14 protein-coding genes and 1 tRNA gene are annotated in these 11,417 nt (G+C 64.8%); 4 read left to right on the top strand and 11 right to left on the bottom strand.

Translation table 11 applies throughout. The features are described 5' to 3' along the window. The 5 genes from petA to DRF71_RS15390 all read right to left on the bottom strand — a co-directional run. Positions 1-317: ubiquinol-cytochrome c reductase iron-sulfur subunit (gene petA / locus DRF71_RS15410; RefSeq protein WP_112312096.1), on the bottom strand; the 317-nt coding region annotated here is incomplete at its 3' end. A gap of 195 nt (positions 318-512) precedes the next feature. After that, entirely contained in the window at positions 513-1,121 is a 609-nt protein-coding gene (locus DRF71_RS15405) for a glutathione S-transferase family protein (RefSeq protein ID WP_112312095.1), read from the bottom strand. A gap of 23 nt (positions 1,122-1,144) precedes the next feature. After that, entirely contained in the window at positions 1,145-1,480 is a 336-nt protein-coding gene (locus DRF71_RS15400; protein ID WP_112311458.1) for a hypothetical protein, read from the bottom strand. A 150-nt stretch (positions 1,481-1,630) separates the two neighbouring features. Next, on the bottom strand, positions 1,631-1,756 hold the full coding sequence (gene ykgO / locus DRF71_RS15395) for a type B 50S ribosomal protein L36 (protein ID WP_023666132.1): 126 nt from the start codon (positions 1,754-1,756) through the stop codon (positions 1,631-1,633). A 77-nt stretch (positions 1,757-1,833) separates the two neighbouring features. Continuing rightward, positions 1,834-1,908 (bottom strand) — tRNA-Val (locus DRF71_RS15390). A 242-nt stretch (positions 1,909-2,150) separates the two neighbouring features. Between DRF71_RS15390 and DRF71_RS15385 the strand changes: the two genes are divergently transcribed. After that, the gene (locus DRF71_RS15385) at positions 2,151-3,044 is read left to right on the top strand and encodes an N-formylglutamate amidohydrolase (RefSeq protein ID WP_198672277.1); all 894 of its coding nucleotides are present in this window, start codon (positions 2,151-2,153) and stop codon (positions 3,042-3,044) included. Between the two features lie 211 nt (positions 3,045-3,255). Here the strand turns inward: DRF71_RS15385 and DRF71_RS15380 are convergent, their stop codons facing one another. The 3 genes from DRF71_RS15380 to DRF71_RS15370 form a co-directional block, all read right to left on the bottom strand. Continuing rightward, positions 3,256-3,573, bottom strand: a complete 318-nt coding sequence (locus DRF71_RS15380; protein WP_112311456.1) for an H-NS histone family protein — start codon at positions 3,571-3,573, stop codon at positions 3,256-3,258. 67 nt (positions 3,574-3,640) lie between these two features. Then, the gene (locus DRF71_RS15375; protein WP_112311455.1) at positions 3,641-4,219 is read right to left on the bottom strand and encodes an ActR/PrrA/RegA family redox response regulator transcription factor; all 579 of its coding nucleotides are present in this window, start codon (positions 4,217-4,219) and stop codon (positions 3,641-3,643) included. A gap of 98 nt (positions 4,220-4,317) precedes the next feature. After that, entirely contained in the window at positions 4,318-4,941 is a 624-nt protein-coding gene (locus DRF71_RS15370) for an SCO family protein (RefSeq protein ID WP_112312094.1), read from the bottom strand. 126 nt (positions 4,942-5,067) lie between these two features. Between DRF71_RS15370 and regB the strand changes: the two genes are divergently transcribed. After that, on the top strand, positions 5,068-6,456 hold the full coding sequence (gene regB / locus DRF71_RS15365) for a sensor histidine kinase RegB (protein ID WP_112311454.1): 1,389 nt from the start codon (positions 5,068-5,070) through the stop codon (positions 6,454-6,456). 128 nt (positions 6,457-6,584) lie between these two features. Next, entirely contained in the window at positions 6,585-8,216 is a 1,632-nt protein-coding gene (locus tag DRF71_RS15360) for a PAS-domain containing protein (RefSeq protein ID WP_112311453.1), read from the top strand. 237 nt (positions 8,217-8,453) lie between these two features. Here DRF71_RS15360 and DRF71_RS15355 read toward each other — a convergent pair whose 3' ends face one another. The 3 genes from DRF71_RS15355 to DRF71_RS15345 are packed head-to-tail and all read right to left on the bottom strand — an operon-like array spanning position 8,454 to position 10,726. Next, positions 8,454-9,023: a Smr/MutS family protein gene (locus DRF71_RS15355; RefSeq protein WP_112311452.1), complete on the bottom strand. Its 570-nt coding sequence runs from the start codon at positions 9,021-9,023 to the stop codon at positions 8,454-8,456. Between the two features lie 3 nt (positions 9,024-9,026). Next, positions 9,027-10,058 (bottom strand): murein transglycosylase A, encoded by a 1,032-nt coding sequence (gene mltA / locus DRF71_RS15350; protein WP_232831542.1) that lies wholly within the window; start codon positions 10,056-10,058, stop codon positions 9,027-9,029. Positions 10,059-10,066: 8 nt separating this feature from the next. Continuing rightward, entirely contained in the window at positions 10,067-10,726 is a 660-nt protein-coding gene (locus DRF71_RS15345; protein WP_112311451.1) for a Tim44/TimA family putative adaptor protein, read from the bottom strand. Between the two features lie 152 nt (positions 10,727-10,878). Between DRF71_RS15345 and DRF71_RS15340 the strand changes: the two genes are divergently transcribed. After that, the gene (locus DRF71_RS15340; protein WP_112311450.1) at positions 10,879-11,397 is read left to right on the top strand and encodes an FxsA family protein; all 519 of its coding nucleotides are present in this window, start codon (positions 10,879-10,881) and stop codon (positions 11,395-11,397) included. Positions 11,398-11,417: the final 20 nt, after the last annotated feature.

Raw genomic sequence — 11,417 nt, 5'->3', positions numbered from 1 at the left:
GGCTTGTTCTGGTTCTCGGCATTCCTGTCGATCAGCGAGGCGTCATCGCCGGGAACGGCGCGGGCAGCCTCGATCTCTTCGGGGGTGCGGCGGCGGATGAACACCGGCTTGCCGCGCCATTTCACCGTCAGCTGCGAGCCGACAGCCACATTGGTCACATCGACATAGATCGAGGCGAGCGCGCGGGTATCTGCCGAGGGATTCATCTGGTTGACGAGCGGCCAGACGGCGGCTCCGGTTGCGACAACGCCGACGCCGGCGGTAGCATAATACAGGAAATCGCGGCGGCTGCCTGCGTGATCATCTGCTTGGGACACGAGTTCCTCTCCCTGGCATGGCCGCGCGGGCGGCCAGATATTTGCGCGGGAGCAGACGGATTCCCGCCTGCCCTGACGGGCGCGGTTGTAAACAAGCCGTGATAGATCGTCCAGCGGACAATCCGACGCAATCACCCCCAAAATCAAGGATAAAGGCGATTGATGCGAACATGACGCAGCTCACCCGGCCCGTTCTCACCCCTGCGGAACGGTTTGCTGCACGGATTGACGCGCGGCAAATCCCGTCTCCCAGGCGGCAAGGCCGGGCCGCCCCACCCGCCAGTTGCGGGCGCCAAGGCGGAAATCGACATAGCCAAGCGCCACGCCAAGCGCGATCTGCCCCGCCGTCAGCGGCCCTGCCAGATCGGCCAGGCGGGTGGCCTCGACCAGATCCAGCGCGCGGGCGATCTTTGCCCATTGCCCTTCGACCCAGGGGGCGAAACGGTGATCTTCGGGGCGCAGTCGCGTCTCGTAGACCATCAGCAGCGCGGCATCGAGCATGCCATCGGCCAGCGCCTCCAGCGTCAGAACCGGCCAAAGCGCATCGCCTTCTGGGTAGAACCCGCTGCCTGTATGGGCATCCAGCCAGCGCGTGATGACCCGGCTGTCGAACAGCGCCTCGCCCGATTGCGTCACCAGCGCCGGCACCTTGCCCAGCGGATTGACCTCTGCCGCCTTCGGCACGCCCGCATCCACCGGCGTCGAAGAGGCCTGGATCATCGCAATCGGCCCCAGCCCGGCCTCGATCGCCATCACCTGCACCTTGCGCACATAGGGCGAGGTCGGTCCGCCATAGAGTTTCAGCCCCTGGCCCGAAATGCCGGTCATCATCCGTTCCCTTTCTTCCGTTCCGACGAATTGCTGGCGAAATCCCTGCGCGCTCTCAGCCGCAATCTCGCGATAAGGCCCGCGTCAAATTCCCATTCCCGGCCGCGAAAGCCGAAGACGCGGCGAAGCCGCAAAGTGGCATTGCGCTGATCCCGGGGCGCAGTCCGCGCCGGCCCATGCAGCAGGAACCCTTCATCCAGCGCGTCCAGCGCATCCTCGGCACGCTGATCGCGGCGCCCTTCGCCGGTGCGGGCGGCAATCCACCGCGCCAGCGCATAGCCCGCCGCCGCCGCGGCTCCGATTCGCAACAGAACTGGCATGAAAGGCACAGGCATGGAGGTCTCCGCATCGCCGGGATCAGCCAGAGCCTGGGCCGTCCGATTCGCGCTGTCAACGGCGGGGTGGGGGCGGGTCGCGCCGGAAAACGGAAAAGGCCGCCCCGGTTTCCCGAAGCGGCCCCTTATTCCGTCTGCCGGAAGCGGATCTCAGCCCTGGCGGGCCTTGTAGCGCTTCTGCGTCTTGTTGATCACATAGACCCGGCCCTTGCGGCGCACGACCTGGCAATCGCGGTGACGCGTCTTCAGCGAGCGGAGCGAATTGGCAACCTTCATGGCTGTCTCCTGTCCTTCGCGGCGCATCACGCGCCTGATTACACCCGTGCCCCGGGTTTAACCCCAAAAGCGATGAATGGTGGGCGGTACTGGGATCGAACCAGTGGCCACTACGATGTCAACGTAGTGCTCTACCGCTGAGCTAACCGCCCACTCTGGCCGTCGTATTCCCCTGCATCCCTTTTGCGAAACAAAAGAGACGCGGCGGACCGCGTCGGCGTGGAGGGGTCTATACTCAACCCGTTTCGCGGCTGCAAGGGGTTTCGGAGCGAAGAATTATGACGTTATATCGCAGGATATCGCCAGGAAGAGGGAATCCCGCCCTGATTTTCAGCCGGGGCTTCTGCCGCGCCAGCCCGTCCCCGCTATTACCGAGGCCGTTTTGCAAGGAATCATCTCCTCCGACGCTTATATGCTGCACCGGCCCGGGCAACAAACCTGTCCGATGGTGTTTTCCTCGCCGCATTCCGGCTGCGATTATCCCAGTGAATTCCTGCATGAAACCGTGCTGGACAGCCATGCGATCCGCTCATCCGAGGATGCCTTCATCGACCGGCTGTTCGGTGCGGCGCCGGCTTTTGGGGCGCCTTTGCTGGTGGCCCGGGCGCCGCGCGCCTTTATCGACCTCAATCGCGGCGCGGACGAGCTGGACCCGGCGGTGATCGAAGGGGTCGAGCGCCCGCCGCATAATCCACGCATCTCCTCGGGGCTGGGGGTGATTCCCCGCGTGGTCTCGGGCGGGCGGCAAATCTATCACGGCAAGATCGCGCGCGCCCTGGCCGAGGCCCGCCTGGCGGCCTGGTGGCATCCCTGGCATGACCGGCTGCGCAGCCTGATCGAGGAAACCCGCGAGCGTTTCGGCGAGGCGGTGCTGATCGACTGCCATTCCATGCCGCATGAGGCGATCGACCTGCAAGCGCGCAGCGGACAGCCAAGGCCGCAGATCGTGCTGGGCGACCGCTTTGGCGCCAGTGCAAAGCGCGATGTGGTGGATCGTATCGCCAGCGCCTTCGAGACCGCCGGGCTGCGGGTCAGCCGCAATATGCCCTTTGCCGGCGCCTATATCACGCAGGCCTATGGCCGGCCCCCGCGCAATGTCCATGCGGTGCAGATCGAGATCGACCGCCAGCTTTATATGGATGAAGACCGGATCGAACCCCATGCCGGTTTCGAGGATTTTCGCCAGCTGATCACCGGCGTCATTGCCGAAATCACCGGCGCCGATGCGATGGCCGCAGCGGAAGCCGCAACGCTGGCCGGACGAAACCCGCCGCTGGCAGCCGAATGAACGGCCGCCAGGCGGCGGGAAAGACAGGAGGAGAAGGGCTCAGTCCTCTCCGGCCTGAAACCAGAGCAAAACCACGCGGCTGCCCGAGGGTATCCGCTGTCATTCAGCGCGCCCCGGATCAGGCCCTGTCCGGTTCTGCTCCTGATGCGTCTGGCCCCGCCCGTCCCTGAACGGGCATGGCCTGCGCCGGAAATCCGGCTTTTCTCTGCGTTCAGATCAGCAGATCGGATTCGGATTTGCCCGAAGCCAGCGCCTCGGCGAACCAGCGCGGCTTGCGGCCACGGCCCGACCAGGTGTCGGCGGGATTCGCCGGATTGGCATATTTCGCGCCACTCGCCGCCCGCTTGCGCGGTGCTGCGGTGCCGGTCAGTTCAGCCAGCGAGGCAAAGCCGAGCTCGCGCGCGGTTTCGTCCAGCTTTGCAAGGGCTTCTTTCTTGCGACGATCCTCATAGGTCGAAACCGCTTTGGCAACTTTGGCCTGCAGCGCTTTCAGATCTTTCAGATCAAGGGAATTAAGATCGAGTTCCATTCAGTGCTCCTGATATTGATCAGATGCTCTGACTATTGCAAAAAACCGCAATTCGCAAATGCTGCCTTCAGCGCGGACTGCGTTTTGCCAGAATTCGCTGCAAAGTGCGCCGGTGCATGTTCAGTCTGCGCGCGGTTTCGGAAACATTCCGGTCGCACATTTCGAAAACGCGCTGAATATGTTCCCAGCGGACCCGGTCTGCCGACATCGGGTTTTCCGGCGGCGGCGGCAAGGCTTCGCCTTTGGCCAAAAGCGCATTGGTGACATCATCGGCATCGGCCGGCTTCGACAGATAGTCCAGCGCGCCGATTTTCACCGCCGCCACCGCCGTCGCAATCGCCCCGTAGCCCGTCAGCACCACGATGCGGCAATCGGGCCGCTTCTCGCGCAGCGTCTCGACCACATCGAGCCCATTGCCATCCTCAAGCCGCAGATCGACCACCGCATAGGCCGGCGGGCGGGTCTGGGCAATCAGCTTGCCCACCGCCACGCTTTCCGCCGTTTCCGGCTGGAAGCCGCGCTTCTCCATCGCCTTTGCGAGGCGCTTGACGAAAAGTTCGTCATCATCGACCAGCAGAAGGGTCCGGTCCGCGCCCAGTTCGGGCCCCCGCTCAGACCCCGGCTCGGATTTCAGGTCACCGGACATTGGCCAACTCCTCTGACAGACGCCCCTGCCCGGCACGGCTGCACCGGACGAAGGGAAATTACGGGACCAAATTACGGGGCGAGGCCCCCGGGGTCAATTCAGCCTGTCACATCCAGCATGCAACCGACGCCTTTGGCGATCTGTTCCGGTGTCGCCTCGCGCCGGTAGAAATCGGCAAACCCGATTCCGGGCAGCATCAGATAGGTAAAGGCCGAGTGATCCACCAGGTAGTAATCATCGGTGGCCGGCTGCACCTTGTAATAGACCCGATAGGCCTTTGCCGCAGCGTCAATCTGCTCCTGGGTACCGCTCAGACCGATGGCATCCGCCTTATAGGCCTCGGCATATTCCCCTGCCACCTCAGGTGTATCGCGTTTGGGATCGACGGTGATGAAAGCCAGCCCGACATCGCGGCCCTCCGCCTCCAGCAAATCAAGCGCCTCGGCATTTCTCGACATATCGAAGGGGCAGACATCGGCGCAGAATGTATAGCCGAAATAAACCAGGGTCGGGCGGGTGATCACCTCTTTATCGGTGATTTCGGTGCCGGTCTTGTCCAAAAGCGTAAACGGGCCGCCGATATCGGCGCTACCGACATTGCCCTCGCGGCATTGCGCCAGCGGATCGGCGCGGCTGTCTCCGGCAAAAAACAGATAGCCTGCCGTGCCCCCGATCAGCGCCGCCATCAGCCCGACCGCTCCGATTGCATAAATCCTGTTCATCGCCGTCTCCGTTCCTGCGGGTGTGAAACGCCCCTCCGGCGCCCCCGCGATGTCCTGTTGCCCCATTGATCCCCTGAAGCGCGGGCCGTAACAAGGCATAACGATATGAGCAAAGGCGCATGCACAATGCGACAAATCGCGGGCTTTGGCTTTGTCGCCGGCACGATTGCGGCGGATCGCGTCTGGCTCAGGACGTTGATTCTGATCCGCTGGCTGGCGATCTGCGGCCAGCTGGCCGCCATCAGCATTGCCGGGCTCTGGCTGGAAATGGCGCTGCCGCTGGGCTTTTGCCTGCTGGCCATCGGTGCCTCGGTCATCGCGAACCTGGTGGTGACCTTCATCTTCCCCGGCAACCGGAGGCTGAGCGAGACCGGCGCGCTGCTGTCGCTCTTGTTCGATCTGGGCCAGCTTGGGTTCCTGATCTTTGTCACCGGCGGGCTGACCAATCCATTCGCGCTGCTGTTCATTGCCCCGGTGACCATTTCCGCCTCGGTGCTGGGGCTTGGGCCGACGCTGATCCTTGGCGCATTGTCGATCGCGATGGTCTCGGGCCTCGCGGTGGTGAACATCCCGATCACCCTGGCGGGCGGCACCATCCTGACCATCCCGCCGCTTTTCACCTTCGGCTTCTGGGCCGCCATCGTGGTCGGCATCGTTTTCCTCGGCGTCTATGCCGGTCGGGTGGCCCGCGAGAGCCGGGCACTGTCGGATGCGCTGCTGGCGACGCAGATGGCGCTCGCGCGCGAACAGAAGCTGACCGATCTGGGCGGCGTTGTCGCCGCCGCCGCGCATGAGCTGGGCACGCCGCTTGCCACGATCAAACTGGTCTCGGCCGAGCTGATGGACGAGCTGGCGGACCAGCCGGAACTCCTGGCCGATGCGCGGCTGATCCGCGAACAGGCCGACCGCTGCCGCGACATCCTGCATGGCATGGGGCGGGCGGGCAAAGACGATCTCCAGCTGCGCCAGGCCCCGCTTTCTGCCCTGCTGCGCGAGGCGGCAGAGCCGCATATGAATCGCGGCAAAGAGCTGGTTTTCGAACCGGGCCCCGCCAGCGGCGCGCTCCGCGAACCCATGGTGCGCCGCCGCCCCGAAGCGATCCACGGGCTGCGCAACCTGATCCAGAACGCGGTGGATTTCGCCAGATCTCACGTCTGGATCCAGTATGACTGGAGCGGCGACCGCATCACCCTGCGCATCGTTGATGACGGGCCGGGCTATCCTCCGAACGTGATCAACCGGATCGGCGACCCCTTCGTGCGCTCGCGCAGCAGCGAACAGGATCTGAGCCACCGCCCCGAATATGAGGGCATGGGCCTTGGTCTTTTCATCGCGAAAACCCTGCTTGAGCGCACCGGCGCCAGTCTGACCTTTGCCAATGCCCATGACCCGTTCCTGCCCGACAGGGCCCGGCAGAAGCGCTCTGGCGCGCTGATCGGCGTCAGCTGGCGCAAGGTGGATCTGCTGGCGCCGGATGGGGCGCCGGGCGCCGCGAATGCGCAGATCGAGATCTGACCTTTACCCTGGATCCCCGCGTTTACAGGGCGGGTTTTGGGGATGAAACGTCATTAACCCCGCATTAACGCCTCGCAGATTAACCTCTTCACCGGATCGTGAGGCTGGGGCGAAGGGTCGGGCCGGGAATGGAAGCAGACTGGATACTGGCAAGCGGGCTGGTGATCACTGCGGCACTGATCGCAATCGCCTGCCTTCTTGTAATGGCCGCCGTGCAATCGCGTGTGCCGGCAGTGGCCTCGGTATTCGGGTCTGCCTCGCCCGAAACGGTGTTCATCTTCGACGGCGAGGCGCTGGTCGATGCAACCCCGCCCGCGCGGGCTCTTATGGCCAATGGGGTTGAATCCGGTGGGCCCTGGTTTCGCACCCTGTCCCGGCTGGAGCCGATGTTCCCCGGCCTTTACACCCGTCTCGAAGGATTGCAGCGCGAGGGGCGGTTCGTGCTCTGCTCGCGCGAGGATGTCTCGCCGCCGCTGGTTCTGCGCGCCGAATATCTGGGGGGACTGACCCGGCTGACGCTCGTGGACGGCGAGGGAGAGGCCGCGCGCCCCGGCTCGGATGGCCTCGCGGAACTGGCGCTTCGCGATGAGCTGGCGGGGCTGCATGACACGCTTGCCCGCGCACCGCTGCCGATCTGGCGCGAAACCGCCGAAGGCGAGGTGATCTGGGCCAATGGCCCCTATCTCGCCGCTGCCGCCGAACAGCTGGAACCCGGCAAGGAACTCGCCTGGCCGCTGCCCGCGATCTTTCCGCGCAAAGCCGCCGAGGGCGAGGAGGCTCCGGGCAGGCCCGCTGCCATGGCGACAAAATCCAGACAGCCCCCCAGCGCCAGCCGCGCCTCGCTGAAAATCGGCGAGACGGTGCATTGGTATGACGTGCTGACCCGGACCCTGCCCGGGCGCGGCAGCAATGCGGGGCGGCTATGCTATGCCCTGCCCGCCGACGGGCTGGTCACGGCGGAAAACTCGCTGCGCGAATTCACCCAGACGCTCGCCAAGACCTTCGCGCAATTGCCGATCGGCCTCGCGATTTTCGACAAATCGCGGGTTTTGCAGATGTTCAACCCGGCAATGCTGGATCTGACCGGGCTGCCGGTGGAATTCCTGATCGCCCGGCCCAGCCTGCCGGCACTGCTCGACGCGTTGCGTGAACGCTCGATGCTGCCCGAGCCGAAGGATTACCGCTCCTGGCGGCGTCAGATGGCAGAGATGGAAAAGGCCGCCGCCGAGGGCCTGTTCGAGGAGACCTGGGCGCTGCCCTCGGGCCGCACCTGGCGCGTGACCGGGCGCCCGCATCCGAATGGCGCACTGGCCTTCATGCTCGAAGATATCTCGACCGAGATGACCCGCACCCGCCGCTACCGCGCCGATCTTGAGCTTGGTCAGGCAGTGATTGACGGCCTGCCCGATGCGGTGGTGGTCTTCGGCCAGGATGGCTCGGTCGCCATGGCCAATGCGGCGGCGACCCGGCTTTGGGGGCAAAGCCCGCTGGCCGGACCGGAAAACAGCAGCGGCGGCAAGACGATTCATTTCTGGCGTGAGAAAACCGCTCCGACCCTGTTGTGGAATGATCTGGAGGAATTCATCGGCCTTTTCGGCGCACGCGAGGCCTGGGATGGTGATCTGCGGATGACCGATGGCCGCGCCTTCAGTTGCCGGGTCGTGCCTATGCCGCATGGGGCGACGCTGGTAACCTTTCACCTGGCGGATCCACCCCCAGCCGGTGAGGCAGGCGGCTCACGGGCCATGCTGATAGCCTGATCCTTTGCCACCAGCGGCAGGCAAATCCCTTTATCCAGGCGCCTGAACTGCGGAACAGGGCGTCATCCGCCGCGTCCCCCCCCATTCCGGCGATCGCCGGCAGATGGTTCGCCCCCCCCACGACGAAGCCCGGCCTGCGAGGATCTGGCACCGACAACCATGCCGATCAGGCTCTGCCTGAAGCGCGGAGCACGGCGGCACCCCTTGCGCAAACAATCTGCACCGCCGGAAACCCGGTCAGCCCCGTCGCAGCCAGACATAGAACGCGCCAGTGCCTCCGTGACGCAGATGCGCCTCGGTCACTTCCTGCACCACCGCAGATAACGGCGGCAGGCGCAGCCAGTGCGGCACCTGGTGGCGAAGCGCTCCGATCGGGCGCGGCACCGGCTCATAAACCTGTTTGCCCTTGCCGGTGATCACCAGCACCAGCCGCTTGCCCGAGGCCTGCGCCGAGAAGAGGAAGGCGATCAGTTCGGGATGGGCCACCGACAGCGTCATCCCATGCAGATCGATCCGCGCCTCGGGCGCGATCTTGCCCCGGATCATCTTTTTATGAAGCCCCGCATCCATCCGCAAAACCGGCTGCGGCGCGGGTTTCGCCGTCGGAGCTGCCTTTTCGCCCAGCCGGAAGCGCGGCAGCACCGCCTCCCGCGGGGGGGGCGGAACGGCCGGGGGCAGGCCCTCTTTCGGAACGATGGCCTCCTGCGCCACATCCTCCGGCAGCGCCCCATGCATCGGGCGCAGAGTCCGCGCCACCGCCTGCCAGAGGTCGCGCTCCTCGGGGCGCAGCTGCCGCCGCCGTGCCAAGGCTCAGTTCCCCCCGGTCAGCGCCCAGGCCCGGTCGATGGGCAAAAGCTGCACCATCCGCCCGCCATCGCGCACGATCCCGGCCGCATCCCCGGCCCGGTCGCCATAGCCGTAGAATATATCTGCCCGCTGTGCGCCCTTGATCGCGCCACCGGTATCCTGAGCCACCATCAGCCGATGCAGGGGGGCATGACCCTCTTTCTCAATCCAGACCGGCGCGCCCAACGGCACGAAAGCCGGATCCACCGCCAGCGAGCGCATCGGCGTGATCGACTGCCCCATCGCACCAATCGGCCCCTTTTCCGCCGGCAGATTATTGATCTTGCGGAAGAAAATATAGGACGGGTTATGATCCAGCAACTCGGCCCCAATGGCCGGGTTACGCCGCACGAAGGCCTGGATCGTCTGGGCGGAAACCTGATGCGCCGCGAACAGACCGCGCCGCACCATCTCTTGCCCGACCGAGCGATAACCATGACCGTTCCTGCCCGCGTAACCCAGCCGGATCACCGAACCATCGGTCATCTTCACCCGGCCCGAGCCCTGGATATGCAGAAAGAACACCTCGACCGGATCGTCGATCCAGGCGATCTCCAGCCCGCGACCACGAAGCGCGCCGTCCTCGATCTCGGCACGGCTGAAATAGACCATGCCATCCTTCAGTTCGGGCGGCCGGCGGTAAAGCGGCCAGGCATAGGTGGGGGTGCGGACCGGCGAGCCATTCAGCTCCGGCTCGTAATAGCCGGTGAACAGCGCGGGCGGTTTGCCGATGATCACCGGGCGGAACAGCAGTTCGAAAAAGGCCCGCGCCGAGGCATCGTCTTTGGGGACATCGCGGGCCAGCTTGCAGACCGGCCGCCAGTAAGGCGCATCAAGCTGGTCGCAGGTGACGAGGAAGGCATCGAGTGCCTCCAGCTGGCCACCCTCGCGCCAGCCGGAAAGCGATTCGAAATCGACCATCTCGGCGCGCGCATCCTTCGCGCCCGTCACCGCAGCCAGCCCAACCATAAATGCGATGACCAGGATGCGGAGCATGGCATCAATCAGTCGCCGGTGGCGACCAGCTGCCAGTTGGGATCATCCGAAGCCATCTTGCGCGCAAAGACCCAGACATCGCGCTGACGTTTGACGGTTTTCGCGTCGCCCTCGATGATGGTGCCGCTTTTGTCACGCACCACCGAGGTCAGCTCGCCGACGAAACGCACGGTCAGCTCGGCAAAGCCCGAGACCTTGTCGAAGGTCGCATCCTGCAGCGCCATTTCCTTCAGCCCGACGAAATTCGCCTCGACCATCAACCCGCGGGCCTCACGGGCCTGGATCACCTCGGTAAAGCTTGCCTCGACCTCATCGCCGAGGAAGTCGCGGATCGGATCGAGATCGCCGCGCTCAAAGGCCATGAGGATCATCTCATAGGCCTGGCGCGCCCCCGACAGGAAGGGCGTCAGCGCGAAAGACGGCTCGACCGCCTTCATCCCCGCCACGGCCTTTGCCGCGTCAGACCCTTCGGCCACATGATCGGTGATATCGCGGTCGGCTCCCCCCTCGATCACTTCGAATTCGCGTTTGACCTGGGGGCGCACATCTTCCAGCGGCACCGGCGGCTTTTCGAAACCGTCGCGGGTTCCCAGCACCGATCGGAGCTTGAGGATCAGGAAGATAGCGACCCCGGCAAGTACCAGGAGCTGGATCAGCATGGAATTCATTGGTCATCCCGTGACAAAACATCTGTGCCACCCTTCCGCGATCAGCGCATCTTGCGGCAAAGGCTTGGGGCGGCGTGATTGATCTCCTATGTAGGTTTTAGCCGGCCGCAAGTAAACCTTGCGACAATGACGCTTTCGACAGGGAACCCAAAATGCCGCGTTTTTTGCTGATTCTGGCCTGGCCGCTGATTGAAATCGGTTTGTTTGTGGTGATTGGCGGCTGGATTGGGCTCTGGCCGACGCTGGCCTGGGTGGTCGGGACGGCATTTGCCGGCATCGTGATCCTGCGGATCGAGGCGCAACGCGGCGCCGGACTGTTGCGCAAAGGGCTGATGGGTGCGGCCCTGGCGCCGGATGCGCCGGTGGCGGGGCTGATGCGGGGACTGGCGGCTGTCTTGCTGATCCTGCCGGGTTTTCTGACCGATGCGCTTGGGCTTTTGCTGCTGTTGCCGCCGGTGCAGGCGCTGGTGAAGGGCGCCGTGACGGCGCGGATCAATATCATCGGCGCCCGTGCCTATGCACAGACACAGGGCCGGCGCGGCAATGGTGGTGGTGAGACGGGCGGCGAGACGGTCGATGGTGAATGGGTCGAGGTCCCGCCAGGGCATCCCGACGGCCCCGATCGCCCCGCCGGGCGCAACCGCCCCTCGCGCTGGACGGAAATCGAGTGACGGTCCGCCGCGGGTAAGGA

Origin of the sequence: Pseudogemmobacter bohemicus (assembly GCF_003290025.1) — a bacterium.
In the GTDB taxonomy this organism is placed as follows: Bacteria; Pseudomonadota; Alphaproteobacteria; order Rhodobacterales; family Rhodobacteraceae; genus Pseudogemmobacter; species Pseudogemmobacter bohemicus.
This window is presented reverse-complemented; position numbering and strand designations above follow the sequence as displayed.